This is a genomic window from Bradyrhizobium sp. USDA 4449, assembly GCF_054056275.1.
Genome location: NZ_JBSRYD010000001.1, coordinates 6,759,107 through 6,783,973 on the forward strand (window position 1 = coordinate 6,759,107; position 24,867 = coordinate 6,783,973).

The 24,867-nt window shown below is 64.4% G+C and carries 24 protein-coding genes and 3 pseudogenes; 8 read left to right on the forward strand and 19 right to left on the reverse strand.

The genetic code is table 11. From position 1 onward, the window contains the following. Positions 1-70 precede the first annotated feature (70 nt). Positions 71-271 (reverse strand): annotated as a pseudogene (locus ACVIIW_RS31885) (FGGY-family carbohydrate kinase); the annotation flags it as partial. Between the two features lie 18 nt (positions 272-289). Continuing rightward, a pseudogene (locus tag ACVIIW_RS31890) lies at positions 290-532 on the reverse strand (helix-turn-helix domain-containing protein); the annotation flags it as partial. A gap of 28 nt (positions 533-560) precedes the next feature. On the opposite strand from ACVIIW_RS31890, the gene ACVIIW_RS31895 reads away from it, so the two are divergent. Further along, positions 561-1,811 carry a NupC/NupG family nucleoside CNT transporter gene (locus tag ACVIIW_RS31895; protein WP_456704328.1) on the forward strand — a complete coding sequence of 417 codons (1,251 nt, stop codon included), beginning with the start codon at positions 561-563 and terminating at the stop codon, positions 1,809-1,811. 112 nt (positions 1,812-1,923) lie between these two features. Here ACVIIW_RS31895 and ACVIIW_RS31900 read toward each other — a convergent pair whose 3' ends face one another. After that, on the reverse strand, positions 1,924-2,499 hold the full coding sequence (locus tag ACVIIW_RS31900) for a cupin domain-containing protein (RefSeq protein WP_456704329.1): 576 nt from the start codon (positions 2,497-2,499) through the stop codon (positions 1,924-1,926). A gap of 169 nt (positions 2,500-2,668) precedes the next feature. After that, positions 2,669-2,956 carry an usg protein gene (locus tag ACVIIW_RS31905; RefSeq protein ID WP_092239997.1) on the reverse strand — a complete coding sequence of 96 codons (288 nt, stop codon included), beginning with the start codon at positions 2,954-2,956 and terminating at the stop codon, positions 2,669-2,671. Positions 2,957-3,360: 404 nt separating this feature from the next. Between ACVIIW_RS31905 and ACVIIW_RS31910 the strand changes: the two genes are divergently transcribed. Next, positions 3,361-3,675 (forward strand): co-chaperone GroES, encoded by a 315-nt coding sequence (locus ACVIIW_RS31910; RefSeq protein WP_092239996.1) that lies wholly within the window; start codon positions 3,361-3,363, stop codon positions 3,673-3,675. A gap of 46 nt (positions 3,676-3,721) precedes the next feature. Beyond that, complete coding sequence (gene groL / locus ACVIIW_RS31915; RefSeq protein WP_456704330.1) at positions 3,722-5,362, forward strand: chaperonin GroEL; 1,641 nt, start codon at positions 3,722-3,724, stop codon at positions 5,360-5,362. Between the two features lie 276 nt (positions 5,363-5,638). Here the strand turns inward: groL and ACVIIW_RS31920 are convergent, their stop codons facing one another. Continuing rightward, a complete protein-coding gene (locus ACVIIW_RS31920; RefSeq protein ID WP_456704331.1) occupies positions 5,639-6,472 on the reverse strand; it encodes a LysR family transcriptional regulator in 834 nt (277 codons plus the stop codon). Positions 6,473-6,609: 137 nt separating this feature from the next. On the opposite strand from ACVIIW_RS31920, the gene ACVIIW_RS31925 reads away from it, so the two are divergent. Both ACVIIW_RS31925 and ACVIIW_RS31930 read left to right on the forward strand, forming a co-directional pair. Further along, a complete protein-coding gene (locus ACVIIW_RS31925; protein WP_456704332.1) occupies positions 6,610-7,203 on the forward strand; it encodes a cysteine hydrolase family protein in 594 nt (197 codons plus the stop codon). 12 nt (positions 7,204-7,215) lie between these two features. Continuing rightward, positions 7,216-7,854, forward strand: a complete 639-nt coding sequence (locus ACVIIW_RS31930; RefSeq protein ID WP_456704333.1) for a glutathione binding-like protein — start codon at positions 7,216-7,218, stop codon at positions 7,852-7,854. 78 nt (positions 7,855-7,932) lie between these two features. Here the strand turns inward: ACVIIW_RS31930 and ACVIIW_RS31935 are convergent, their stop codons facing one another. After that, positions 7,933-9,009 carry a DUF2778 domain-containing protein gene (locus ACVIIW_RS31935; RefSeq protein ID WP_456704334.1) on the reverse strand — a complete coding sequence of 359 codons (1,077 nt, stop codon included), beginning with the start codon at positions 9,007-9,009 and terminating at the stop codon, positions 7,933-7,935. 673 nt (positions 9,010-9,682) lie between these two features. Between ACVIIW_RS31935 and ACVIIW_RS31940 the strand changes: the two are divergent. Continuing rightward, a pseudogene (locus tag ACVIIW_RS31940) lies at positions 9,683-10,894 on the forward strand (CHASE2 domain-containing protein); the annotation flags it as partial. A gap of 80 nt (positions 10,895-10,974) precedes the next feature. Here ACVIIW_RS31940 and ACVIIW_RS31945 read toward each other — a convergent pair. The 4 genes from ACVIIW_RS31945 to ACVIIW_RS31960 all read right to left on the reverse strand — a co-directional run bounded on the left by ACVIIW_RS31945 (position 10,975) and on the right by ACVIIW_RS31960 (position 14,398). Beyond that, complete coding sequence (locus tag ACVIIW_RS31945; RefSeq protein ID WP_456704335.1) at positions 10,975-12,480, reverse strand: glycosyltransferase family 39 protein; 1,506 nt, start codon at positions 12,478-12,480, stop codon at positions 10,975-10,977. Positions 12,481-12,498: 18 nt separating this feature from the next. Beyond that, on the reverse strand, positions 12,499-13,626 hold the full coding sequence (locus tag ACVIIW_RS31950; protein ID WP_456704336.1) for a glycosyltransferase: 1,128 nt from the start codon (positions 13,624-13,626) through the stop codon (positions 12,499-12,501). 240 nt (positions 13,627-13,866) lie between these two features. Then, complete coding sequence (locus ACVIIW_RS31955; protein WP_456704337.1) at positions 13,867-14,070, reverse strand: hypothetical protein; 204 nt, start codon at positions 14,068-14,070, stop codon at positions 13,867-13,869. Between the two features lie 85 nt (positions 14,071-14,155). Continuing rightward, positions 14,156-14,398 carry a hypothetical protein gene (locus tag ACVIIW_RS31960; protein WP_456704338.1) on the reverse strand — a complete coding sequence of 81 codons (243 nt, stop codon included), beginning with the start codon at positions 14,396-14,398 and terminating at the stop codon, positions 14,156-14,158. Positions 14,399-14,506: 108 nt separating this feature from the next. Between ACVIIW_RS31960 and ACVIIW_RS31965 the strand changes: the two genes are divergently transcribed. Further along, a complete protein-coding gene (locus ACVIIW_RS31965) occupies positions 14,507-15,343 on the forward strand; it encodes a DUF72 domain-containing protein (protein WP_456704339.1) in 837 nt (278 codons plus the stop codon). Between the two features lie 9 nt (positions 15,344-15,352). Beyond that, a complete protein-coding gene (locus ACVIIW_RS31970) occupies positions 15,353-15,814 on the forward strand; it encodes a DUF488 domain-containing protein (RefSeq protein ID WP_456704340.1) in 462 nt (153 codons plus the stop codon). A gap of 3 nt (positions 15,815-15,817) precedes the next feature. Here the strand turns inward: ACVIIW_RS31970 and ACVIIW_RS31975 are convergent, their stop codons facing one another. The 9 genes from ACVIIW_RS31975 to ACVIIW_RS32015 form a co-directional block, all read right to left on the reverse strand. Then, positions 15,818-16,732: a PhzF family phenazine biosynthesis protein gene (locus ACVIIW_RS31975; RefSeq protein WP_456704341.1), complete on the reverse strand. Its 915-nt coding sequence runs from the start codon at positions 16,730-16,732 to the stop codon at positions 15,818-15,820. Positions 16,733-16,851: 119 nt separating this feature from the next. Further along, complete coding sequence (locus ACVIIW_RS31980) at positions 16,852-17,745, reverse strand: amidohydrolase family protein (RefSeq protein ID WP_456704342.1); 894 nt, start codon at positions 17,743-17,745, stop codon at positions 16,852-16,854. Between the two features lie 22 nt (positions 17,746-17,767). After that, complete coding sequence (locus ACVIIW_RS31985; protein ID WP_456704343.1) at positions 17,768-19,012, reverse strand: MFS transporter; 1,245 nt, start codon at positions 19,010-19,012, stop codon at positions 17,768-17,770. A gap of 49 nt (positions 19,013-19,061) precedes the next feature. Beyond that, the gene (locus tag ACVIIW_RS31990; protein ID WP_456704344.1) at positions 19,062-19,793 is read right to left on the reverse strand and encodes a GntR family transcriptional regulator; all 732 of its coding nucleotides are present in this window, start codon (positions 19,791-19,793) and stop codon (positions 19,062-19,064) included. 122 nt (positions 19,794-19,915) lie between these two features. Then, positions 19,916-21,217, reverse strand: coding sequence for an adenylate/guanylate cyclase domain-containing protein (locus ACVIIW_RS31995; RefSeq protein WP_456704345.1), 1,302 nt, complete (start codon positions 21,215-21,217; stop codon positions 19,916-19,918). Between the two features lie 30 nt (positions 21,218-21,247). Further along, positions 21,248-22,411 (reverse strand): ABC transporter permease, encoded by a 1,164-nt coding sequence (locus ACVIIW_RS32000; protein ID WP_456704346.1) that lies wholly within the window; start codon positions 22,409-22,411, stop codon positions 21,248-21,250. A gap of 6 nt (positions 22,412-22,417) precedes the next feature. Then, positions 22,418-23,353, reverse strand: a complete 936-nt coding sequence (locus tag ACVIIW_RS32005) for an ABC transporter ATP-binding protein (RefSeq protein WP_456704347.1) — start codon at positions 23,351-23,353, stop codon at positions 22,418-22,420. Continuing rightward, entirely contained in the window at positions 23,350-24,138 is a 789-nt protein-coding gene (locus tag ACVIIW_RS32010) for an HlyD family secretion protein (protein WP_456704348.1), read from the reverse strand. Before ACVIIW_RS32010 ends, ACVIIW_RS32005 begins: the two co-directional genes overlap by 4 nt. Continuing rightward, positions 24,135-24,818: a TetR/AcrR family transcriptional regulator gene (locus ACVIIW_RS32015; RefSeq protein WP_456704349.1), complete on the reverse strand. Its 684-nt coding sequence runs from the start codon at positions 24,816-24,818 to the stop codon at positions 24,135-24,137. Before ACVIIW_RS32015 ends, ACVIIW_RS32010 begins: the two co-directional genes overlap by 4 nt. Between the last annotated feature and the right edge of the window lie 49 nt (positions 24,819-24,867).

Genomic DNA, 24,867 nt, shown 5'->3' on the forward strand with positions numbered 1-24,867 from the left:
AAGACACCCCCATGCACGGTAGGCGTCGAACGACGCCTGGTGCGGGGGTGGAGCTGTCTCAACAATCGTCATCGGCGAGCACCTGCCGCACGGGACGGCTCTGTGCGGCGCCGCCGCTGACGACGATCGTCTCGATGTCGATGCCTTTGTCCTGCTGGGCGCGCACGATCTGCCGCGCGCCGTAACCGAGGCCGCACAGGCCGGCGAGATAGAGAGCCAGCAAGCTCTCCAGGTCCGAGCGCATATCCAGTCCGGCGATCAGCGCACTGGCCAGCAATCGTCTGAAGCGCGAGGGCGGCATACCCTTCCCCGCCAAAAACTGGCGGTTGAAGTCGGAGAGATTATTGAAGCCGACCTCGAAGCAGATGTCGGCGATGGAGGCCTGCTCGTCGCTCATCAGGATCTGGCAGGCGAGATTGATGCGGAGCCGCTCCCTGATGTCAATCTTTCCCGCGTGACTGACGCAGGCGAGCTTGTCAACAGCGGGCCTGCCAGCAACATTCCCGGCATTGCGTTTGCAACGCAGGCACAGCCATAATCATCGGGGGGTTGGGGACATCATGCTGCGGCTGCAATCGACACTCGGGGTTTTCGCATTGCTGCTGATCGCCTTCGCGCTGGCGGAGAATCGCCGCGCGGTCTCGTTGCGCCAGGCGCTGATCGGCCTCGTCGTGACCTTCGTCACCGCGATCGTGCTGCTGAAGGTGCCTGTTGTCGCGCACGCCTTCGGCGCCATCAACGACGCGGTCGGGGCCATCTCGGCCGCCTCGCGCGCCGGCTCCTCCTTCGTGTTCGGCTATGTCGGCGGTGGCCCCCTGCCGTTCGACCTGAAGGCGCCGGGTGCCGATTTCATCCTGGCATTCCAGGCGCTGCCGATCGTGCTTGTGATGAGCGTGCTGACGACGCTGCTGTTCTACTGGCGCGTGCTGCCGCCTGTTGTGCGCGGCATGGCCTGGCTGCTGGAGCGCACCTTAGGGGTCGGCGGCGCGGTCGGGCTCTCGACCGCCGCCAACATCTTCCTGGGGATGGTCGAGGCGCCGCTGTTCGTGCGGCCGTATCTGGCGCAGATGAGCCGCAGTGAATTGTTTCTGGTGATGACCGGCGGCATGGCCGGCATCGCCGGCACCGTGCTGGTGCTCTATGCGACGCTGCTGGCTCCCCTCATCCCCGACGCGGCCGCGCATTTCGTCATCGCCTCCGTGCTGGGCGCGCCGGCTGCCATCCTCGTCAGCCTGATCATGATCCCCGAGACGTCAGACAAGCGCACCGGCGGCGCGCTGGAGGATCCGGAGATGCAGGTTTCGGGCACCATGGACGCCATCGTGAAAGGTACCAGTGCGGGGATCGAACTGCTGATCAACATCGTGGCCATGCTCCTGGTGCTGGTGGCGCTGGTCTATCTCGTCAATGCGGTGCTTGGGCTGCTGCCAAACGTCGGCGGTGCCGCGATCTCGCTGCAGCGCGTGCTGGGTTTGATCATGGCACCGGTGTGCTGGCTGATGGGACTGCCGTGGGAGCAGGCGATCACCGCCGGCAGCCTGATGGGCACCAAGACCGTGCTCAACGAACTCGTCGCCTATGTCGACTTCTCGAAAATGCCACCCGATACACTCGATGCGCGCTCGCGCCTGATCATGCTCTACGCGATGTGCGGCTTCGCCAATTTCGCCAGCCTCGGCATCATGATCGGCGGCCTGGGTGTGATGGCGCCGGACCGGCGCGAGGAGATCAACGCACTGGGATTGAAGTCTATCGTGTCGGGGACGCTGACGACCTGCCTGATGGGCGCGATCGTGGGAGTGTTGACGTAGCGCGGTCTCTCCGCCGTCATTGCGAGCGGAGCGAAGCAATCCAGGAATGTATCAGCGAAGGTGGCCTGGATTGCTTCGCTTCGCTCGCAATGACAAGTGATGCGAGATCGGCCTACGCCTTCAATTCCACCGTCCTGAACTCCGCCGGCAGGATCACTTCCAGCAATTCCACGTCATCGGAATAGTCCAGGATCATGTGCTTGATCTTCGGCGGCTGGGTCCAGGCGCTGCCTTCTTTCATCATGGTCTCGCCCTGCCCGTCCATGTAGGTCTTCACCCAGCCCTTGAGCACGTAGACCATCTGGAACTCGACGTCGTGGAAGTGCAGCTTCGAGACCTCAGTGGGATCGCAGGGGCCTTGCAGGCGGATGACGTGCGCTTGCGCGAGGCCGTGGCTTGCGGCGGCGATGCCGAGGTCGCGGTATTTTGCGTAAGCACGCAGGCCATCGGCTTTGAAATCTTCCTCGCGGTGATGGCTGATGGCGATGCGCTGCCTGGGGCGCGCCGGCTTCTTGACGGATGCATTTGCCGTCGTCGTGCGCGCCTTCGCCCTCACCGCCTTGCGCGCCGAGGAGCGGGTTGCGGCTTTGGCGCCGCTGCGCTTTTTCACTGCGCTCTGGGCTGCGCTGCGCGATTTCGTTTTCGATTTTGTTTCCGATTTTGTTTCCGATTTTGTTTTCTTGGCCATGGGCCGGCCTCCCGTTGTCATGGACGGAGGCTAGCATGAAAACAGCTCTCGTAGGGTGGATTAGCCGAAGGCGTCATCCACCGATTCTCTCTCGGCGCGTGGAAAGCAAGAGGTGATTACGCCAGCGACGCGCTTCGCCCAGCCGCAGGCTAATCCACCCTGCACACCGTCAATGCAGCCGGAACACGCCATCCACGGCGCGCAGCTCGGCCGGCTTGATCAGCTTGGAATGCGCCACCGTCACCGAATGCAGCGGGCCGTCGAGCTTCTCCTGCCAGAACGCCAGGAAGTCGGTCAGCGCCGGGAATTTCGGAAACATGTCGTAGTTCTGCCAGACATAGGTCTGCAGCAGCGAGCGATGATCCGGCATCCTGTAGAGAATTTGGGCCGTCGTCAGCCCGTAGCCCAGCAACTGTTTCCGGAAATCCTCGGAAACGGTTCCAACCCGCAATCCCATGCCAACCTCCTTTGCAGGAGCGCATTCAGGGGGTGGCTTGATCCGGTACGCGACTGGTTGCGCCACCCGGTGGAGATGCGCTCACATGAGAGAAATGTGACGCAAACTGACAATCCATCTCAAGCCTAAAAGTTTAACAAGCTGTTGAAATTCAACGCGTTAGCAGCAGATGCAGCTCCGTGCTAATACGGCCCCCAAGGAAGCCTGGAGAGGCCCTCGCGACGCGGTTAACGATGGTCGCACGAAGTTGGCACTCCGCACTTCCGGCTGCTGATTTTTTTGCTACAAACCCTTGCTCCCGCAAAATTCCTGTCCTATTTCAATCCCGCCTGTGCTAGCACTCGCGGGCACAGATTGCTAACAAGCTAAAAACCTCAACTCGTGCAAATGTTTAGGAGGACTGCATGAATTTCCGTCCGCTTCACGACCGCGTCGTGGTCAAGCGCATCGACGCAGAAGAGAAGACCGCTGGCGGCATCATCATTCCCGACACTGCCAAGGAAAAGCCCTCCCAGGGCGAAGTCGTCGCCGTTGGCCCGGGTGGCCGCGACGAAGCCGGCAAGCTGATCCCGATCGACCTGAAGGTCGGCGACCGCGTGCTGTTCGGCAAGTGGTCTGGCACTGAAGTCAAGATCGACAACGTCGATCTCCTGATCATGAAGGAAAGCGACATCATGGGCGTCCTCGACGTCCCCGCTTCCAAGAAGAAGGCGGCCTAACGGCCCCTCGCTCCCTCCAGTCAAACACATCCAAGGAAAACTCCAGATGGCAGCCAAAGAAGTCAAATTCTCGGTTGAAGCGCGCGACAAGATGCTGCGCGGCGTCGACGTTCTCGCCAACGCGGTGAAGGTCACGCTCGGTCCGAAGGGCCGCAACGTCGTGCTCGACAAGTCGTTCGGCGCTCCCCGCATCACCAAGGACGGCGTCACCGTCGCCAAGGAGATCGAGCTCGACGACAAGTTCGAGAACATGGGCGCGCAGATGGTGCGCGAAGTCGCCTCGAAGTCCGCTGACGCGGCCGGCGACGGCACCACCACCGCCACCGTGCTTGCCCAGGCGATCGTCAAGGAAGGCGCCAAGTCGGTTGCCGCCGGCATGAACCCGATGGACCTCAAGCGCGGTATCGACCTCGCGGTCGAGGCCGTCGTTGCGGACCTCCAGAAGAACTCCAAGAAGGTCACCTCGAACGACGAGATCGCCCAGGTCGGCACCATCTCGGCGAACGGCGACCAGGAGATCGGCAAGTTCCTGTCCGACGCCATGAAGAAGGTCGGCAACGAGGGTGTCATCACCGTCGAGGAAGCCAAGTCGCTCGAGACCGAGCTCGACGTCGTCGAGGGCATGCAGTTCGACCGCGGCTACATCTCGCCCTACTTCGTCACCAACGCGGACAAGATGCGCGTTGAGATGGACGACGCCTACATCCTCATCAACGAGAAGAAGCTCTCCTCGCTCAACGAGCTGCTGCCGCTGCTCGAGGCCGTGGTGCAGACCGGCAAGCCGCTGGTCATCGTCGCCGAAGACGTCGAAGGCGAGGCTTTGGCCACGCTCGTTGTGAACCGTCTGCGCGGCGGCCTGAAGGTCGCGGCCGTCAAGGCTCCGGGGTTCGGCGATCGCCGCAAGGCCATGCTGCAGGACATCGCGATCCTGACCGGCGGCCAGGCGATCTCGGAAGATCTCGGCATCAAGCTCGAGAACGTCACGCTCAACATGCTCGGTCGCGCCAAGAAGGTGATGATCGACAAGGAGAACACCACGATCGTCAACGGCGCCGGCAAGAAGGCCGACATCGAGGCGCGCGTGGCCCAGATCAAGGCGCAGATCGAGGAGACCACCTCGGACTACGACCGTGAGAAGCTCCAGGAGCGTCTCGCCAAGCTCGCCGGCGGCGTCGCGGTGATCCGCGTCGGCGGCGCGACCGAGGTCGAGGTGAAGGAGCGCAAGGATCGCGTTGATGACGCGATGCATGCGACCCGCGCGGCTGTCGAGGAAGGCATCGTCCCGGGCGGCGGCGTCGCCCTGCTCCGTGCCTCCGAGCAGCTCAAGGGCCTGCGCACCAAGAACGACGACCAGAAGACCGGCGTCGAGATCGTGCGCAAGGCGCTGTCGGCGCCCGCTCGCCAGATCGCGATCAACGCCGGTGAAGACGGCTCGGTGATCGTCGGCAAGATCCTGGAGAACAAGGCCTATGCTTACGGCTTCGACTCCCAGACCGGCGAGTATGGCGACCTCGTCAAGAAGGGCATCATCGACCCGACCAAGGTGGTCCGTACCGCGATCCAGAACGCAGCTTCGGTTGCGGCGCTGCTGATCACCACGGAAGCCATGGTCGCCGAACTGCCCAAGAAGGGCGGCGCGGCTCCCGCGATGCCCCCGGGCGGCGGCATGGGCGGCATGGACTTCTAAGGCGACGAAGTCGTCCCGGACGCGGTGCAGCGCGAAGTGGTGCACCGCAGATCCGGGACCTCGCTCCACAAATGCGAAACCCCGGCAGCAATGCCGGGGTTTTTGTTTGGACACGCGCTCGTCGTCGCAAGCCGGACGGAACGAAGGCGCAATTGCGCACCGTCGCTCGGCGCTTCGCGCCGCCCCGGAATGACAACCGAATGTCAGGATCAGACGGAGAACCATTCAACCAAGAGCTGCAACAACAATTTTGGATCGTCACATCGAGACATCGCCTCAGCTGCGCGCCATCTCCTGAAAACACGCCCTCACCCAATCGATCGTCACGCGCGTTGCGGCGTCGCGCTTGAGATGATTTTGCACGAGCAGCCAGGCATCGCGCCGCTTCGGCAACAGCGCGGCACGCAGGCGACGATCGGCGAGCAGATCCGCGCAAACATATTCCGGCAACACGCCGGCGGCCTGATGCGCGCGGATCATGTTGCGGATGACGCGGACATTGTCGGCGACGCAGCGCGCACGGGCTTTCCTGGTGCGCAGGAATTGCATCTCGGGAATGGCACCGAGCTCATCCGGATAGGCGCACAGCATCGCCTCGCCGTCGATTGCGGCAGGCTCGAAATAATAGAGCTTGATCTCGCCGAGCTTCGAGATCGCAAAGTCGCCCTTGTCGGGCTTGCGCAGTCGGATGGCGAGATCGGCCTCCCAGCGCGAGAACTTGACGTTCTCGCTCGAGGTCAGGAATTGCAATGTCAGGCCGGGATTGGCCCGCAGGAAGTCGCTCGCGCGCGGCGATAGCACCTCTTCGGCGACCGTGTTGGTGGAGGCGATGCGCAGGCGTCCCACCGGACCTGCCAGGCTCTCGCCGACGCGGCCGATCTCGGCGGCATGCGCCGCCATCGCTTCGACATGCGCCAGCACCGCCTCGCATTGCCGCGTTGGCTTGCGGACGCCGTCGGCGGCCTCGAACAGGCGCAGGCCGAGCGCGCGTTCGATGCGAGACAATCTGCGCCCGACCGTGGTCTCGTCGATGCGCAGTCGCGCACTGGCGCCGGCATAGGTGCCCTCGTCCCTGACGGCAGCGATGATGCGCAGATCGTCCCAGTTCATGGCGTCAGGCTACATCGCGCGGGGTCCGCCTGCAATATCGCAGCCGGCGGCTGCGATATCCCTGCATATCGGCAGGCCCACCCCGCGCTATGGTTGGGCAGGCCTTCCTCGGCTTTCCCTCGGAGATGACCACGACCATGACTGCTGCAACGACCCTGCTCCAGCTCGCCGGCGCCGACCTCAATCCGCCGCGTCTTGGCGACGCCGCGCTGGTGCTGATCGATATCCAGAACGAATACCTCGCGGGGCCCCTTGCCTTGCCCGACGCCCGGCCGGCGATCGCGCGCGCAGCCGCGCTGTTGGCGCGGGCGCGCGAAGCGGGAACTGTGATCCTCCACATCGCCCATCGCGGCAAGGCAGGCGGCCTGTTCGATCGCAGCACCGAGCGCGGCGCCATCGTCGCGGAGCTTCAGCCGCGCTCCGGCGAGCTGGTGATCGAGAAGGAGCTGCCCAATGCCTTCGCCGGCACCGGCCTCAAGGCGCGCCTCGACGAGACCGGCAGGAAGAACATCGTGCTGGCCGGCTTCATGACGCATATGTGCGTCAGCTCCACCGCGCGGGCCGCACTCGATCTCGGCCTTCGCACCACTGTCGATGCCGATGCCTGCGCCACGCGCGACCTGCCGGATGGACGCGGCGGCACGCTCGACGCCCGCACCATTCACGAGGTTGCGCTGGCCGAACTTTCCGACCGCTTCGCGATCATCGCGCGCGGCGATGCGCTGAGATAACGGAGAAACGCGATGCTGGAGCTGTATTTCTCGCCGATGGCCTGCTCGCTTGCGAGCCGCATCGCGCTGATGGAAGCCGGTCTGGATGCGCGCTATCATCAGGTGCATCTCCAGACCAAGAAAATTGCGGACGACGGCGGCGATTTTCGCGACATCTCGCCGAAGGGCGCGGTGCCGGTGCTGGTGCTGGAGAACGGCGAGCGCCTGACGGAAAACGCGGCGGTGCTGCAATACATTGCCGACATGAAGCCCGAGCGCGGTCTTGCACCGCCGCCTGGCGACGTCAATCGCTACCGCTTGCAGGAATGGCTGAGCTTCGTCGGGGCCGAGATCCACAAGGCCTTTCTGTTTCCGACCTTCTGGTACAAGGATGATGCCTCGCTCGCCAAGCCGCGCGCGCGGATCGGACAGACATTGTCGGTGCCATCGGCACATCTGGCGGACCGCGAGTTCCTGGTGGCTGACAGCTTCACCGTCGCGGATGCGCATCTCACCTGGGCCTTGCTGCTGCTTCGTCCCGCAGGCGTGGACATCGCGCAATGGCCACCGCTCGCAGCCTATCTCGAACGCCTGCAGGCGCGCCCCACCGTGCGGGAGGCGATCGCGACCGAGATGGCGCTGCGCAAGACCATGGCAACCAGCGCGGCCTGACAAGGTCACAGGCGGAAGCGGCGAAAAGAAAAAGGGCCGCTGCAAGCGGCCCTTGTTATTGTCTGGAGGCGGCTGAGATCACTCGACGCGCGCCAGCACCGCGAGCTTGCGGATGCCCTTGTTGCGATAGGCGTCGAGAAACGCGTAGTAATCCTTGAACGACACGCAGCCGTTGGAATCGCCGTTCGGCCCGAGCATGAAAGTGTGCGCGAGCAGGCCATCGCGGCCGTAGATTGCGTTCTCACCGCCGATCGGTGTCAGACGCAGCGCGGGCACGCCGTGGAACAGCGCTTCGCGCGGCTTCAGATTGTAGATGTGCGGCGGGGTCACGCCGCGCATGCGGACTTTCGAGGAGCGCGGATCGTCGAGATTGGAGCCGAGGCCGGAATGCGCCTCGAGCTTGGTGCCATCAGGCAGATAGACCGTCTTGGCGGTGATGTCGTAGACCGCGGTGTCGCGTTCGTAGGGCGGCGCACCGCCGAACATCGGGTTCTGCTCCTTCGGCGCGATCGCCGAGGTCACGCTGGCGTCGGCCGAGGCGTAGGCGAGCAAGCCGCCGGAGGGCTCGCGCTTGCCCCAGAGCTTCTCCACCATCGACTGGCGCGGGCCGGTGATCGACATCACCGCGGCCTTGGCACGATCGGCAAAGGACTTCGGCTTCGCCTCGGGCGCCGGCACGATCTGGGCCGGATCAGCAGAAGCCAATTGCACCGGCGCTTCCGAGCGCCTGGTCTTCGCGGCATCCGCGATCCTCTCGACGGCCTTGACGGGGCTCTTCAGCACGTCCGCGACCTTCGCGACGACGGTCGGCTTCGGCGCATCCTTGACTTCGGCGACCTTGGTCTCGGGCGCGGCGCTCGCGGCGTTGGAGTCCACGCCTTGCGTCGCTGCCGCGGCGAAGCGCTCATTGAACATTTCGCGCGAGATCGGTGCAGCCACCTGCAGCCGGTCGGGCAGCAGCGCAAAGGTTTCCCTGATGGCCTCGCCCGCTTCGCGCAGCGCGACCTTGGGCGCGCGCTTGACCACGGGCTCGTCGTAGCCGGAACTGCCGACGGTCGGATAGACGCTGGCTGCGAAGATGTTGTTGTAGACGGTCCAGCCGGCAAGCAGGACGCAGCCGGCCACGGCGGCGCCAAGCACGTTTTGGTTGGTCATGTTCCGGGAAGACTTCCGAGAATTGTTTGGCTTCCGTGCCGCGTAACTTTGCGCAGCGATACTCGTACTCATTCGCCTTGCGTCCAGGACGGTGTCACTAAGTCCCCCTCCGAAGTGCCGCTGGTCACGATCCGGGAATGGCATCTCGCAGAAGGTCGGAGCGTCATTAAGGCGACTTTTAGTTAAATGCGGATTAAGTTCTGGCAGATCCAGGGCAACCCGTTAACGCTGTGCCATTTCGAGAAAAAAGCCCGCACAACTACTGACTTAGGCCACGCTGTTAACCACAATTCTCGGCCGGTTCCGCAGCCGATTCCGAGGCCTCCGGCCGCATCTCTAAACGCACCAACCAAGTCGTTTTCGTGGTCATCGATTTCCGGAAGAAAGCGGGGAAGCATTGCGCCACGCTGGCGCAGCCCGGCTCCTCCCTCTCCAGGGAGGACAAGGGAGAGGAAAGACGGTTTTCCCTGACTGAAAATTGATCGCACCGATCTGGAAATGGCCCGGACGAGAAAATAGCTACGTGCTCGGCCTTTTGCCGCGCGTCGGTGTGCTGATGGCAGGGTTGGGTCACCACGGCCCGGCCAAGAAGGCTGGATCACGAAGTCCGCAGACATTGAAACGAGGTTCGCGCCAAACGACGCGGACCAAGACCGGATTGCAGTACGACGGTATGAATAGACGCACCGAGATCGTGTTGGCCCTCGTCCTCGCTGCCCTATGGGGCGGCGGCATTTTTGCCGCTCACGCCAACGGCCATCTGCTCTTTCTCGATCGGCTCGAGGCGACGCTGACCGATTGGCGAACCCAGGTTCGTGGCGTGCAGGCTCCGCCCGATCTCGTCACCATCGTCGCGATCGACGACACCGTGGTGAAACGCGGCGGCAGCTATCCGCTGCCGCGCGCCGACCTCGCCCGCGTGGTCGACACCATCGTGCAGTTCAAGCCGAAAATCGTCGCAATCGACCTGTTGCTGGTCGACCGCAGCGCCGCGATCGGCGATGCCACGCTGGCCCACACGCTTGCGACCGGCCCGATGGTGCTCGCAGGCGCTGCGATCTTTCCGGCCGCGAGCGAGACGGTGGCATCCGGCGGCGACGGGCCGCTCGCCACCCTTCCCCAGGCCGAGCGCTTTCTGCTGCCGTTGCCAGCTTTCGCCGACCACGCCGATGTCGGAATCGTCAACGTCGCGACCGGACAATCCGGCTCGCCGCTCTCGGAGCCGATGCTGTTCCGGACCGGCGACAGGATCGAACTGTCGTTGCCGCTGCGGGTCGCCAGCCGCGCGCTCGACAAGCCGCTGACGATCGCGCCCGATCATCTCATGCTCGGTGATCGCACGGTGCCGACCGATAGCGGCTTTTCGCTGCCCATCACCTATTACGGCCCGCGCCGCACCATTCGCACCGTCAGCGCGCAGAGCATTTTCGACGGCACGCTCGACCGCAAGGCGATCGAGAACCGGATCGTCGTGATCGGCGCCGCCGTTGCCGGCGGCAGCGATTTCGCTCCGACGCCGTTCGATTCCCTGATGCCCGGCGTCGAGGTGGTGTCGACCGCGATCACGCATCTGGTCGCCGGCGACGGCATCTTGCGCGACCGCAGGGTTCACATCGCAGATGGCCTCGTCGCGATCCTGCTGCCGATGCTGCTGGTCGGCCTGCTCGCCTGGCGACGCAGCGCGCTCGGCTACGTCGCGGCCGCGGCGGCGATGGTGGCCTGGGCCGGGCTCAATCTGTTCGCGTTCACGCACGGCGTCTGGCTCGATGCCGCGATCACGCTTGCGGCTGCCATACCGCCAGTCGCGGTGTTCATCGGCGTGCAACTGTGGACGGAACGCCGCCCCGCCCAGGATCTCACAACCGAGAGCCGCTCACTGGCCAGGCGCTGATCGTCAAGCAGCTGCAGGCCGCAAACTTGCGTGGCGCGGAACGGCGTAGTCCGCGCCGGAGAGCGGCGTGATCTTCAGGGCTGAAGTTCGGGCGGCGGCGAACGGTCCAGCACGTCGCCCCTGGCGCCCTCGAGCAGATCGATGCCGTAGGTCTCCACGACCAGCGGGCCGCGCTTGCGCTGCAGTTCGCCGACGCGCCTCACCTGCGTGAAGAGATGGTTGAGGAAGGGATGGCCATCGGGCCTGATCTCGTCGACATAGATCAGCTTGCCTGCGAGCAGTTTTGGATCGGGCTCGGGCATGTTGACCCAGCGGATACGCTGGTCCTGCTGCACCACGCAGGAGCCGCGCGGCAGATAGAAGGCGAGCCAGCCCGTGGTGCCGTAGTCAGGCGCGAGCACGCAGCTCGCGCCATTGGCGACGCGCGCCGCTTCGATGGCCGCGGCGAGCTCACGCCAGCCGACGCCGACGCTGCGCACCGTCGCATCGCGGCGATAGCCTGACAGCCAGCCGGTATTGGCTTGCAGGATCAGCGCGGCAAACATCACGATTCCGGTCGGCGCAGCCCAGCGCAGGCAGAAATCCACCAGGCGCTGCGCCCGCGGCTTCCACTGCGCAAGGTTGGCCGCGGCTGCTGCGGCGACGACGAAGGGCGGATAAACCGGCGCGAACCAGTTGGCCTCGACGCGGGCGTGCAGCGAATGCCAGACGAAATAGGCGACGATGGTCCAGAACATCGTCTCGATCAGCACGCGCGAGGCCAGCGCGCCGGCCCGGCGCCAGGTCAGTGCGTGCAGGCCCATCGCGCCGAGGATGAACACCAGTGGCGTCGCAAATGCGATCTGGGTCGGGATCAGCTCCGCGACGAAGACCGGGCGGAAATCCTCGACCTTGGCACGCCCGAGCTGCTTGACGAAAGAAACCCAGTGATGATCCGCATTCCAGAGGATCACCGGCGAGAACAGCGCAAGCGCGACGAGGCCGCCGAGATAGGGCCAGGGCGAGAGGAACCAGCGCCGCAGTTTTGGCACCGCCGCGAGCCAGATCAGGATCGCAGCGCCAAAGAACATCGCGGTGTACTTCGACAGCAGCGCCGCGCCGACGGCGGCGCCGACCGCGAGCCACCAGGCGCCGCGGCCGGTCTCCAGCACTTTTGCGAGGAAGAACAGCACGAAGCTGGAAGCGACCAGCAGCGGCGCATCCGGCGTCACGATCAGCGTGCCGACCGAAGCCATCATGGTCACGTTGAGCAGGATGGCGCTGGTCGCGGCCACCCGCGCCCCGCCGAACAGGATCGCAGCCGTGCGATAGATCGCATAGCTCATCGGCAGCGCGAGCAGGATCGAGACCAGACGGACGCCGAGCTCGGTATCGCCCGCGATCATGGTGCCGGCGCGGATGACGTAAGCCACCATCGGCGGATGGTCGTAATAGCCTCCAGCGAGGCTCTTCGACCACATCCAGTAATAGGCTTCGTCGAAGGTAAGCGGCGTGAAGGCGGCTGCAACGAGCCGCAACGCGACCAGCGCGAGGAGCGCCAGCGCCGTATTGCGGACGATCCGCGCGTCAGCCCCGCCCATACCTGAATCCTTGGCGCGCTATTTCTTGCGCCAGACGAACAGTCCGGACATCGCGTAATTCCACACCACGCCCATCAGCGCGCCGGCGAGGCCCGCCAGCCACCAGATCGGTTCCTGGTCGTAGACCGAGAAGGCGACGCCGACATTGGCGAGCAGGCCGACGCTGCAGACGATGTAGAACATGATCAGGCCGCGCAGGATCGCAAAGCCCTTCAGCCGCTGATCGCGATAGGTGAGGAAGTTGTTCATGACGAAGTTGGTGGTCATGGCGACGACGGCGCCGGCGGCCTGTGCCTCCGCGAACGGCACCTTGATCAGCTCGAGCGCGACGAACAGCGTGGTGAGATGCACCACCAGGCCGATGCCGCCGACCATCGCGAACAGGATGAAGCGCAGCGAGACGATGTCGTTGGTCAGCTTCGCAAGCACAAGGCCGAGGAAGTCGAGCGCGACCATGGAATCGAGCTTGCTCTCGCCATGCTGGCGGGCGCCGAACGTGTAGGGAATCTCGATCGCGCGCAATTCGCCATGCGCGGTCGCGACCAGGTCGAGCAGGATCTTGAAGCCGTGCACCGACAGTTTTGGCGCAAGCTGCTCGAAGCGATCGCGTCGCACCATGAAGAAGCCGCTCATGGGATCGGCGATCTCGACCCGCAGCATCTTCCGGGCGACCTCGGTCGCCAGCGCGCTGGCGCCGGCGCGCTGCTTGTTGAAACCTTCGCTCTTGTAGCCCTCGATGTAGCGGCTGCCGACGACGAGGTCGGCCTTGTCGCTTGCGAGCAGCAGCAGCATCTTCGGCAGCTGGGTCTCGTCATGCTGGAGGTCGGCATCGATCACGGCCGCGTAAGGCGCGCTCGAAGCCAGGATGCCCTCGATACAGGCGCCCGACAGGCCGCGGCGGCCGATTCGGCGGATGCAGCGCACGCGGCTGTCCTTCAGAGCGAGCGCACGCACGACGTCCCAGGTGCCGTCAGGCGAATTGTCGTCGACGAACACAACTTCCCAGGCGACGTTGACAAGCGTCGCCTCCAGCCGCCGGTACAGCACGGTAACGTTGTCACGTTCGTTGAAGGTCGGGACGATAACCGACAATTCCGGCCCTTCTTGAGCCTGATAGTCGACGCCCGGTCTGATCGCTTCATTCATGACGGCAGCGTATATCCGCCGCGTCCTGCGATGCCAAGCCGGGGTCTTGGGGGAACGGCCCAAAGCAGGGCCTAAAATGCCAACGACCCCGGAACGGCGAACCGCGCGTACATCCGGCGCAGCCCAAGCTATTCCAAGGTCGTTCCAGCGACGGAGTATTCGCTCGACGTCGCCGTTGGAGCCTAGATGGGGACGGCGAAGCCGCTCCGCAAGAGGCCGAAACCGCCCATTTTCAGGCCATTACTGGTTCGGGACTTCCCGGATCACCGGCCCCCGCGGCGCCGGCGCGGCCGGGGCTGCGGGCGCCACGGCGGGGGCCGGCTCGACCTTGGCCGGCTTGGGGGGCTTGCCGTACTGCCCGATCGGCCCAAAGACGACGGCAACCGCCAGCGCCACCGCCGCGACAACAGCGCCAAAAATGCCACCCACCGACTCAGACGACATGCCAGCCCGCCCCTGTTCCTGATAGGTCCGATCATACCACGGATGAACGCACGGCCGGAAGGGCCAGGGGGCGCGAGGCGAATAGTCAATGGCGAATGGCGGCAAGCCGGTAGCCGTCCCTATTCGCTACTCGCCATTCGCCACTTCTTACTTCACCGGCGGCCTGATTTGAGTCGCGCGAATATTCCCGCGCGAGGCAATGCCAGCAATCGTCGCTACCGTGCATGGTGAGCTTCTGTACGCCCTTCGCGTCGGCGTCTTGCGCCATCGCCGAATAGGTCCTGGCAGCAGATGTCATCATCACGAGCGCCGCTCCCGGCAACTGCATCCGCATCTTCTCGCTTTTTTTGCAGACGGCGCAGCGAGCCTAGACAGGATGCGAGAACTGGCCAATCACTTCCGGTTTGAATAGGATGCGGCCCTCCCCTTCCCGCCGATGCGAGATCCCTCCGTGGCCAAAGCAAAAACCGCGACCAAAAAATCCGGCAAGATCTTCATCGGTATCGGCGGCTGGACCTTCGAGCCGTGGCGCGGCGTGTTCTATCCGGAGAAGCTGACGCAGGCGAAGGAGCTTTCCTACGCCGCCTCGAAGCTGACTTCGATCGAGATCAACGGCACCTATTACGGCTCGCAGAAGCCGGAGAGTTTTCGCAAATGGGCAGCCGAAGTGCCCGAGGGCTTTGTGTTCTCGGTGAAGGGACCGCGCTTCGCCACCAACAGGCGCGTGCTCGCCGAGGCCGGCGATTCCATCAAGCGCTTTTATGATTCCGGCGTGCTGGAACTCGGCGATCATCTCGGGCCGGTGCTGTGGCAGTTCGCGCCGACAAAGAAATTCGACGGCGCCGATTTCGGCAAGTTTCTGGAACTATTGCCGCGCAGGCTCGATGGCCGCGCGCTGCGTCACGTCGTCGAAGTGCGTCACGACAGCTTCTGCGCGCCTGAATTCATAGCGCTGATCCGCGAATTCGGGACGCCCGTCGTGTTCGCCGAGCACGGCAAATACCCCGCCATCGCCGATGTCGCCGGCGACTTCGTTTATGCCCGGCTGCAGAAGGGTAATGACGAGATCAAGACCTGCTATCCGCCGAAGCAACTCGACGCCTGGGCTGAGCGCTTCCACGCCTGGGCCGAGGGACGTGAACCCGACGACCTGCCCAAGGTTGACAAGGCGAAGCCGAAGAAGGAGCCGCGCGACGTGTTCGCCTATGTGATCCACGAAGGCAAGGTGCGCGCACCGCATGGCGCCATGGAACTGATCGCGCGGGTCAGCTGAAAGAGAGCGATGGCCAAGGCGAAAAAGCTCTTCACCATCGGCTATGAGCAGACGCCGCCCAAGGCCGTGCTGGACGAGCTGGAGCAGGCCGGCGTCAAGCTGGTGGTCGACGTGCGCGCCGTGACGTCGTCGCGCCGGCCGGGCTTTTCCAAGAAGCAGCTCGCCGCAGGTCTCGACGAACGCGGCATAGCCTATGTTCATCTCGCAGGCCTCGGCACGCCCAAGGAGGGTCGGCTCGCCGCGCGCAGCGGGCAATACGACGTGCTGGAGAAGATTTTCTTAGAGCATCTGAAGACGCCGGAGGCCAGGGAGCAGATGGACGAGCTCTCGGCGCTGGTGATGAAAGCCGGGCCCGTCTGCCTGCTCTGCTACGAGCGCGACCATACCCATTGCCACCGCCGGATCATCGCCGAACTCATCGAGGAGCGCGATGGCGTGGCGGTGAAGAATTTGGCGGGGCGGCAGGCGTAGCTGTCAGCCCTCCCCCGCCAACCTGAACGTCCCCTCCATCATCTGCACGCAAGCGCCTCCGACATGGGCCGATACGATCTTGCCATCGCGCTTGACGACGCGCGTCTGGAGCATGCTGGGGCGGCCCATATCAAAACCCTGGCCAACCGCGAGCCTCAACTCGCCATCGCTGACGGAATCGAGGTCGGCGAACAGCGCGGCGGCGGCGACGGTCGCGCTGCCGGTGGCGGGATCCTCGGTGAGGCCGCTGGCGCCGCGCATGAACATGCGCGCCTGCCGCTCGCACGGCGCCTCTTCCGGAGGCACGTCGCGCGTATAGAACCACACCGAGCGGGCGCCGTCGCGCGGCAGGAGCTTACCATAGGCCGCAGCATCGGGCCGGGCCCGCTTCAACGCCTCGCGCGAATGCAGCTCCATCACCAGAAACGCGTTTCCGACGGTGACAACATGCGGCGCATGGTTGTCGGTCTTGACGTCGTCCGCACTCAGCGAAATGCAGCTCGCGGCCTCGGCAGGTGACAGCGGCGCAAACCGCTGGAGCGGCTGCGGCGCGGTAAGCTCCGTCCTGATCACCCGACCATGCTCTCGAACGATCTCCACCGGCACGAGCCCGGCCTTCTCTTCGAACAGCAGACGCGGCTTCGGCTGTCTGGCCATTGACGCAAGTACGAACGCAGTGCCGACATTGGGGTGGCCGGCAAAGGCAATCTCGAGTACCGGCGTGAAGATGCGCACCTCGGCGTCGTTGGCCTTGTCGCGCGGCGGCAGCACGAACGTCGTCTCCGAATAATTGAACTCGGTCGCGATCGCCTGCATCTGCTGTGTGGAGAGCCCGCCTGCATCGAGCACCACGGCAAGCTGGTTGCCGCCGAAAGCGCGATCGGTGAACACATCGATGGTGACATAGCGGCGCTGCATGGCGAGTCCTCACGCAAATGGCGGCGGCAAGCCGACCGCCTCGCGCAGCACTCTACAAGCCCAAAACATCGCCCGTCATGCCCCAAAATAGAGAGCAATCGGAGCAATCGCGACGCGCGTCAGAAACGGAAGAGAGATCGCGGCGAGGCCAGCACTTGCGCCCGCTCGCGCCCGTCGACGACGAGCGTGTCGAGGAATTGCCGGTTCTTGGCGTAAGTCTGCGTTGCCTCGAACTGCGTGTGCGGCCAGTCGCTGCCCCAGAGCAGGCGATCGAGGCCGTAAGCACTGCGCAGCAGCGGATACGCTTCCTTGGCAAAGCTCTCACCGGCCGGCCCGTTGCGATATGGCGCCGAGACTTTGACCCACACATTCCCGGTCGCGCCCAGCTTCAGCACCGACTGAAAACCGGGATCGGCGACGCCGAGCTTGGGATCCGGCAGCGCGTAATGATCGAGCACGACAGGGACGCCATGATCGAGCAGGTGCGGCACGAGCACGGCGAGATCGGCCGCGTTGCGCTGGATCTCGACCTGCCAGCCCATTGCCTTCACGTCTGCGAGCAATCTCTTCCATTCGTCCGAAGCAAGCTCGGGCAAAGGCTGGCCGACGAGATTGAGGCGAATGCCGACCACGCCGGCGCGATCGAGCGAACGCAACTCGTCCGCGGAGACGGCGGGATCGACCACCGCAATGCCACGCAGGCGACCGCCGGTGTGCTTCAGGCAATCGACGAGGTAGGAATTGTCGGTGCCGAGAAAGCTCGGCTGCACCAGCACGCCGTTGCTCGTGCCATTCTGATCGAGCTGCTCGAGATAGAGCGAGAGCGGCGCATCATAGTCGGGCGCATAGCGGCGGCCCGGTGCGAGTTTCAGCCCGCGATGGAAGACATGGGCGTGGGTGTCGATCACAGGCAAGGCCGCCTCACTCCTGGCTGTGGTCGCGACCACTGTGGCAAGCGACGCGAGGCCCGCGCCAAACCTGCGGCGCGTCAGGCCGCGCTGGAACAATGTCATGATCGTTACTCCTCATTTTCGGTCAGGCGTGGGTGGCCGCGGTTTGCTCGAACACCTTGCCGCGGGTTTCCGGCAGGAGCAGAACCGCGATCAGCACCAGCGCATAGGCAAAGGCCGCATCGATACCGATCGCGGGACCGAGGCCGATGCGGTCACCGAGGAAGCCGACCAGGAAGGGAAACGCGGCGGAGACGACACGGCCGAAATTGTAGCAGAAGCCAACACCCGTGCCGCGGACGCCGGCGGGATAGAGCTCGCTGAACAGCGCCGCCATGCTGGCGGGAATGCCCGCCGAGAAGAAGCCGAGCGGGAAGCCCAGCACCAGCATCTGGCTGTTGGTCAGCGGCGCGAAGATGTAGACCAGCACGGTGGCGATGCATGCGCTGGCAAAGAACGCGACATTGGCCCGGCGGCCGATGCGGTCGCTGATGATCCCGCTCGCGACGCAGCCGCAGAAGAAGGCGACGATGATGACGGCGAGATATCCGCTGGAGCCGAGCACCGACAGGTGCCGCTCCTGGCGCAAATAGGTCGGCAGGAATGTCGTCAGCGCAGCATAACCACCGTGGGCGCCGATGCCGAACAGGCCGCCGACCAGGGTCGAGCGCAGCACGTCGCGGTGGAAGATGCCTGAGAGCGTGGCGAGGAACGGCGCATCTCGATCCTTTGCAACGGCGCGCGGCGGCTCCTTCAGCCCGCGCCTGATAAAGAGGATGAGCAGCGCCGGCAACAATCCGATCGCAAACAGGATGCGCCAGGCGATGTCCGCCGGCGCGTAGGTGAAGACCAGCGCGGACAGCAGCACCGCCGCGCCCCAGCCGACGGCCCAGGCACTCTGCACCGTGCCGAGCGCCCTGCCGCGATGTTGGGGTCGGATGATCTCAGCCATCAGCACTGCGCCGCAGGCCCATTCGGCGCCGAAGCCGAGGCCCTGGATCGCCTTGAGTACCAGAAGCTGGGTGTAGCTCATCGCAAACGCTGATGCGAATGTCGCGAGCGCAAAGGTCGCGACCGTGATCTGAAGCGCCTTGACGCGACCGAAGCGGTCGCCGAGCGCGCCGCCGAGCCAGCCGCCGAACGCGCCGAAGAACAATGTGACGGAGCCGAGCAGACCGGCGTCGGCCTTGCCGATACCGAAGGCCGCGATGAGCGCGGGAATGGCGAGGCCGAACATCTGGACATCGAGCGCATCCAGTGCCCAGCCGCCGAAGCTTGCCCAGAACGTGCGCCGTTCCAGCGGCGAGCTCTCACTGTACCAGTTCGACATGTTTCCTATCCCTGTACGCGTTATTGCTTGATGTCGTTGAAAACGGCCGTCATCGGATCTCGGCGTGGTAGCGGAAGCGATCCGCCGGCCCGCGCGAGCGACGCCATTCGATCGGCCGCCGCTCCAGATCCAGCGCGAGACGCTCGATCACGATCAGGGGTGCATGCGCTTCGAGCCGCAGCAGCCGCGCCTGCATCTGGTTGGCGGTCTCGACCGTCAGGATTTCCTCGGCGGAGACCACCACTTCGCCGCAGCGCTCTTCATAGAGCGGATACAGAAGGTCACCGAACTCGGCGGTCTCGATCTCGAGGATTTGGGCGAAACGCGATTGCTGGAGCCAGATTTCCTCGGCGAGCAGCGGCACGCCGTCGATCAGCCGCAGGCGCGACAGGCTGATCACGGGCTCGCCAACGGGAATGCGCAGCGCCGATGCGACAGCAGAAGTCGCCGGGACGCTTTTGCGCCTGAGGATGCGGCTCTGCGGCACGCGCCGCTCGCCGCTTTCGGACTGGAAACGGAAAAAGCGGAATAGCGAGGAGTTGAAGCGCGCACGGCGGACGAAGGTGCCGCGCCCCTGCTGGCGCTCCAGCGCGGCATCAGCGACGAGCTGGTCGATCGCCTTGCGCACGGTGCCGATGGCGACGCCGTAATGAGCGCCGAGCTCGGCTTCCGACGGAATCGGCTCGCCCGGCCGCCATTCATTGCGGTTGATCCGCGCGGCGAGGTCGTCGCGCAGAAGCTGGTAGCGTGGCAGGCGGCTGTCGCGCGGATCGGAATTCATATAGTCATATAGATGACTAGATGAAAAGGAAGTCAAGCGCTACCATATTACCGCGAAAGACCGCTCGAAGAGCGGCAGGGCTATGTCCGCGCGCATCTTCAAACGAACCCGAGCAGACCCCTTCACCCCAATTGAAACACCGGGACCGGCTGCTCGTAACCGCGCACGGTGACCTCGCCGAGCGCAACGGCGTCCTCGCCGTCGTCGCCGAGCGCCTCACGCACGGATGCGGAGATCAGCAGTTGCGAGCCGAACTCCTTGTTGAGCGCCTCGAGCCGCGAGGCGAAGTTCACGGTGTCCCCGATCACGGTGTATTCCTTGCGCCGGGGCGAGCCGATATTGCCGGCGACGACCTCGCCGAAATGGATGCCGATGCCGATTCGCAGCGGCCAGTTCGTCTGCGCATTGATGCGGTCCATTGCACTCAACATCTCGCGGGCCGCCGCGACAGATCGATGCGCGGCATCGGACGCCTCCAGCGGCGCGCCGAACAGCGCGAGAAAGCCGTCGCCGAGAAACTTGTTCACGATGCCGCCGTTGCGATCGAGAATATCGACCAGCACCGCGAACGCGCCGTCGAGCCGGTCGACGACCTCCTGCGGCGTACGCGACCGCGCACCGGCGGTGAAGCCGCGGAAATCGACGAACATCACGGCGACGCGGCGGAGATCCCCGGCAGCACTGGTGCCCTGCGTCATCAGCCGTTCGACCACCTGCGGCGAAACATGCTGGCCGAACAGGTTGGTCACCCGATCGCGCGCGGTCGCCGCCGCGATGCTCGCCGCGAATTGCCGCCGCAACTGCGCGCCGACGGAGCCCGCCAGCACGCCGCAGACCAGGATCACCATGCTGCGTACCGCGTGGAAGTAGATCAGAGGTTCGCCGGTCTCGTTGGTCGAATTGTAATACAGCGCAACGGCCAGCAATTCGGCGGCGGCAACAAATCCGGTGAAAGCGGACAGCCAGAAATCGAGCCGCAGCGTCGAAAGAATGACGAAGATGAAATAGACCATCGGCAGCACGAAACCGAGCGCGGGCCCAGCGCCCATGCTGCGGATCTGGAGGATCAGGATGAGCGTCGGCAGCGACGTCTCGATAAAGGCGCCGACATAGCGCCTGATCACGGGCAGATCGCGATCGAGCTCGAGATTTCGACTGATCTGGCCGTGGATCCAGACCTCGAGCAGCATGAAGGCCGTCACGAGAGCATATTCGCGGACCATGCCGTCGGTGCCGCGCCAGATCCGGCTTGCGATGGCAGGATCGACCACGAGGGTTGCCGTGAGCAGGACCAGGATGACGCAGCCCGTGGCGATCAACGCCTTCACCCGCAACAGCTCGGTGCGCAGCACCTCGCGCGTCAGCTCCCGTTCGAACGCCTCCGACAGGACGGCTTTCCGCCTGGCTTTCAAAAATCTGACCATTCCACCCCCTCGATTCCGGGGCAGTCTGCCTCAATCCAGCGTGCGGCGGAAGCGCGTCACGGCGATGACCATGGCAAGCGCCATCAGGGCCGTCAGCGCCAGCGCGTCGAACTGCAGATTCTGCATGGTCGCGCCCTTCAGCATGATGGCGCGGACGATGCGCAAATAATGGGTCAGGGGCAGGCATTCGCCGACATATTGCGCCCAGGTCGGCATGCCCGCGAACGGAAACATGAAGCCTGACAGCAGGATGCTCGGCAGGAAGAACATCATCGACATCTGCATGGCCTGGAGCTGGTTCTGCACGACCGTCGAGATCGTGTAGCCGATGGCCAGATTGGTGGTGATGAACAGGGTCGAGAGCAGCGCCAGCAGAAACAGATTGCCGAGCACGGGCACGCCGAACAGGACCACGCCGATGCCGATGATGAGGAAGGCCTGGACGAAGCCGACCAGCACGTAAGGGATGATCTTGCCGAACATGACCTCGACCGGCTTGATCGGCATCGACAACAGCGCCTCCATGGTGCCGCGCTCGACCTCGCGCGTCACTGACAACGCGGTGAAGATCAGCATCGTCATGGTGAGGATGGTGCCGACCAGCCCCGGCACGATGTTGAGGCTGGAATTCGCTGCCGGATTATAACGGGCATGGGCGCGGATCTCGAACGGCAGGTCCGGGGGATTGCCGATGTAAAGATCATGCGCGAGTGCGGTCTGCACGATCATACCGAGCGAGCCGAGCGCCGCGCTCGCGGCGACCGGATCGGTGGCATCGGCCGCAACCAGCAGCGCCGGCTTGTCGCCGCGCCGCACCGCGCGCTCGAAGCCGCGCGGGATCTCCACCCCGAACAGCACCTTGCCCGACTTCAGGAGATTGTCGAACTGGTCGACATCATGCACCTCATAGATGAAGTGGAAATAGGCCGTGTTTTCGAGTGCTTTCAGGACCGAGCGGGCGAGATCGCTATCCTCCTGGAGCAGCACGGCGCTCGGCAGATTGTGCGGCGTGGTGTTGATGGCATAACCGAACAGCAGGAGCTGCATCACCGGCAGCATCACGATCATCGCGAACGAAACGCGGTCGCGCCTGAGCTGGATGAACTCCTTGATCAGCATCGCATACGAGCGCTTCCAGAAGCCGAAGCGCTCCCTGATCTCATGTGCGGGCGTAAGCTGATCGACGGCGCTCATTGGAAATCATCCCTGAAAATTGTCCTTGGAGCGGCCCATCAGCTCGATGAACACGTCCTCCAGCGAGGGCGCCGCCTTCTGCCAATGAAGACCGCTGTTGTCGCGCCACGGCGCGATGCTGGTCTCTAACGCGGCGACGTCGCGCCCCGAAACATGCAGGGAGGTGCCGAACGGTGCCACCATGTCGATTCCGGGCTTGCCTGACAGCGCGGCCGTGAGGTCGTTCAAGTTCTCGCCTGTTACGGTGTAGGTCGTGAGCTTGGATCCCGCGATTACCTCCTCCACCGTACCGTGGGTCAACAGATGGCCATAGGCGATGTAAGCGATCTCGTGGCACCGCTCGGCTTCGTCCATGTAGTGGGTAGAAACCAGCACGGTGAGCCCTTCCGCCGCGAGCGCATGGATCTCGTTCCAGAAATCGCGCCGCGCCTTGGGATCGACTCCGGCCGTCGGCTCGTCGAGCAACAACAGCTTTGGGCTGGGCAGCGTGCAGGCGCCCAACGCCAGCCGTTGCTTCCAGCCACCGGAGAGCTCGCCGGCGAGCTGCGCCTCGCGACCGGAGAGGCCGAGCCGCTTGATCATGTCGCGCGCCGCACCGCGCGCATCGGCAAGGCCATAGAGCCGCGCGACGAATTCGAGATTCTCGCGCACGGAGAGGTCCTGATACAGGCTGAAGCGCTGGGTCATATAGCCGACCTGGCGCTTGATCTTGTCGGCGTCCGTCAAAATGTCGTAGCCTAGACAGGTGCCCTCGCCGCTATCGGGCGTCAGCAGGCCGCAGAGAATGCGGATGGTGGTGGTCTTGCCCGAGCCGTTCGGCCCGAGGAAGCCGTAGATCGAGCCGCGCTTCACCTGCATCGACAGATCGTGCACGACCTCGCGGCCGCCGAACGATTTGGTCAGGCCCTTGACATCGATCGCAATGTGGTCGCCGGCGTTCATCGCTTGTCCGCCACCGGGGTCTTCGGGTTGAGATAGACGTCGATCGGTTGGCCCACCCGCAAGGCATCGGGCCGCGACGGCCGCGCCTGAACCAGATAGACGAGCTTGTTGCGCTCATCGAGGCTGTAGATCACGGGCGGGGTGTATTCCGCAGAGGTCGCGATGAAATAGATCTTTGCGGTGAGGTCGGCGGCGCAATTGTCGCAGGCCACCCGCACCTCGTCGCCAACAGACAGTTTCGGCAACTCCGTCTCCGGCACGAAGAAGCGCAGCTTCATGTTGCCGGGCGGCATGATCGAGAGCACCGGCCGCTGCGCCGCCACCATCTCGCCCTCGCGGAAATAGATCTGCTGGATGGTGCCGGCAACAGGCGCAAAGCCCTTGCGCCGCGCCAACCGCGTCTGTGACGTCACCACCCGCGCCTGTGCGACGCGCAGATCCGAGACGGCGGAATCGAGCGCGGCTTGCGTGCCCGAGCCGGTCTTGCGCAGGGAATCCGCGCGATCAAATACCTGCTGCGCGTTGGCCAGCGTCGCCTTGGTCTGGTTGAGATCGGCAAGCTGGAGATCGTCGTCGACGGAATAGAGGGGATCGCCGACCTTCACGACGTCGCCCTCGCGGACATCCAGCTTGGTCACGCGACCGGCCTCGTCCGGGCTGACATAGATCATGTCGGCCTCGACCCAGCCCTGGAAACCGGGATCGCGCTTCTCCTTGCAGCCGGCAAGTCCGGTGGCAAGCACGACGGCCAGTGCGATTGCAAATATCCTTTGCGACGACCTCATGTCGTCCTCCGTTCACCAAAAATCAAATCGAGATGGACGCGCAGCATGTCCTGCGCGTCGAGCGGTGCGTGGCGCGCAAACAGGCTCTGCCAGATCACTGCGATCATCGCGGGCGCGACCAGGATCTGCGGATAACGGGCGAGGTCCTTCTCGCGGATCTCGCCACGAGCAATGCCGAGCTCGATCAGCGCGCGCATGCCGGCCATCCCGCGCGAGACGACCTCGCGGTAATAGAAGTCGGCAACGGCCGGAAAGCGCGGCCCTTCCGCCACGATCAGGCGGACGAGATCGCCACGCTTGGTGCCGATGACCTCCTTGATGAAGTTGCCGGCAAACATCTCGATCAGATCGCGCACTGAGCCCGTCGGCGGCGGCAATGCAGTGAGCCGCGCGACCACCGGCACGATCACGATGCGCACCAGCTCCTCGAACATCGATTCCTTGTCCTTGAAGTGCAGGTAGATCGTGCCCTTCGCGACTCCGGCGCGCTTGGCAATGTCGTCGAGCCGCGTCGCGGCAAAGCCGCGCGCGATGAACTCCTCCATCGCTGCTTCGACGATCGCATCGCGCCGCTCCGCAGCACGCGTCGCACGGTTCGACGCCGGGGTGATCTCTCCGCCGGCTTGGGGCTTCGGACTTGCTGCCTTGGCGGCGGCCGCTCTGGTGGGCTTCTTCGTCATTTCTCCATAATGACTGACTAGTCAGTCATTGTCAATCAAGGGCTCAGCC

What these genes read in the sequence shown, in the direction of transcription:
- ACVIIW_RS31895 (WP_456704328.1), top strand. Translation starts at nt 561, where the DNA reads ATGCTGCGGCTGCAATCGACACTCGGGGTTTTCGCATTGCTGCTGATC.
- ACVIIW_RS31900 (WP_456704329.1), bottom strand. Translation starts at nt 2,499, where the DNA reads ATGGCCAAGAAAACAAAATCGGAAACAAAATCGGAAACAAAATCGAAA.
- ACVIIW_RS31905 (WP_092239997.1), bottom strand. Translation starts at nt 2,956, where the DNA reads ATGGGATTGCGGGTTGGAACCGTTTCCGAGGATTTCCGGAAACAGTTG.
- ACVIIW_RS31910 (WP_092239996.1), top strand. Translation starts at nt 3,361, where the DNA reads ATGAATTTCCGTCCGCTTCACGACCGCGTCGTGGTCAAGCGCATCGAC.
- groL (WP_456704330.1), top strand. Translation starts at nt 3,722, where the DNA reads ATGGCAGCCAAAGAAGTCAAATTCTCGGTTGAAGCGCGCGACAAGATG.
- ACVIIW_RS31920 (WP_456704331.1), bottom strand. Translation starts at nt 6,472, where the DNA reads ATGAACTGGGACGATCTGCGCATCATCGCTGCCGTCAGGGACGAGGGC.
- ACVIIW_RS31925 (WP_456704332.1), top strand. Translation starts at nt 6,610, where the DNA reads ATGACTGCTGCAACGACCCTGCTCCAGCTCGCCGGCGCCGACCTCAAT.
- ACVIIW_RS31930 (WP_456704333.1), top strand. Translation starts at nt 7,216, where the DNA reads ATGCTGGAGCTGTATTTCTCGCCGATGGCCTGCTCGCTTGCGAGCCGC.
- ACVIIW_RS31935 (WP_456704334.1), bottom strand. Translation starts at nt 9,009, where the DNA reads ATGACCAACCAAAACGTGCTTGGCGCCGCCGTGGCCGGCTGCGTCCTG.
- ACVIIW_RS31945 (WP_456704335.1), bottom strand. Translation starts at nt 12,480, where the DNA reads ATGGGCGGGGCTGACGCGCGGATCGTCCGCAATACGGCGCTGGCGCTC.
- ACVIIW_RS31950 (WP_456704336.1), bottom strand. Translation starts at nt 13,626, where the DNA reads ATGAATGAAGCGATCAGACCGGGCGTCGACTATCAGGCTCAAGAAGGG.
- ACVIIW_RS31955 (WP_456704337.1), bottom strand. Translation starts at nt 14,070, where the DNA reads ATGTCGTCTGAGTCGGTGGGTGGCATTTTTGGCGCTGTTGTCGCGGCG.
- ACVIIW_RS31960 (WP_456704338.1), bottom strand. Translation starts at nt 14,398, where the DNA reads ATGCAGTTGCCGGGAGCGGCGCTCGTGATGATGACATCTGCTGCCAGG.
- ACVIIW_RS31965 (WP_456704339.1), top strand. Translation starts at nt 14,507, where the DNA reads ATGCGAGATCCCTCCGTGGCCAAAGCAAAAACCGCGACCAAAAAATCC.
- ACVIIW_RS31970 (WP_456704340.1), top strand. Translation starts at nt 15,353, where the DNA reads ATGGCCAAGGCGAAAAAGCTCTTCACCATCGGCTATGAGCAGACGCCG.
- ACVIIW_RS31975 (WP_456704341.1), bottom strand. Translation starts at nt 16,732, where the DNA reads ATGCAGCGCCGCTATGTCACCATCGATGTGTTCACCGATCGCGCTTTC.
- ACVIIW_RS31980 (WP_456704342.1), bottom strand. Translation starts at nt 17,745, where the DNA reads ATGACATTGTTCCAGCGCGGCCTGACGCGCCGCAGGTTTGGCGCGGGC.
- ACVIIW_RS31985 (WP_456704343.1), bottom strand. Translation starts at nt 19,012, where the DNA reads ATGTCGAACTGGTACAGTGAGAGCTCGCCGCTGGAACGGCGCACGTTC.
- ACVIIW_RS31990 (WP_456704344.1), bottom strand. Translation starts at nt 19,793, where the DNA reads ATGAATTCCGATCCGCGCGACAGCCGCCTGCCACGCTACCAGCTTCTG.
- ACVIIW_RS31995 (WP_456704345.1), bottom strand. Translation starts at nt 21,217, where the DNA reads ATGGTCAGATTTTTGAAAGCCAGGCGGAAAGCCGTCCTGTCGGAGGCG.
- ACVIIW_RS32000 (WP_456704346.1), bottom strand. Translation starts at nt 22,411, where the DNA reads ATGAGCGCCGTCGATCAGCTTACGCCCGCACATGAGATCAGGGAGCGC.
- ACVIIW_RS32005 (WP_456704347.1), bottom strand. Translation starts at nt 23,353, where the DNA reads ATGAACGCCGGCGACCACATTGCGATCGATGTCAAGGGCCTGACCAAA.
- ACVIIW_RS32010 (WP_456704348.1), bottom strand. Translation starts at nt 24,138, where the DNA reads ATGAGGTCGTCGCAAAGGATATTTGCAATCGCACTGGCCGTCGTGCTT.
- ACVIIW_RS32015 (WP_456704349.1), bottom strand. Translation starts at nt 24,818, where the DNA reads ATGACGAAGAAGCCCACCAGAGCGGCCGCCGCCAAGGCAGCAAGTCCG.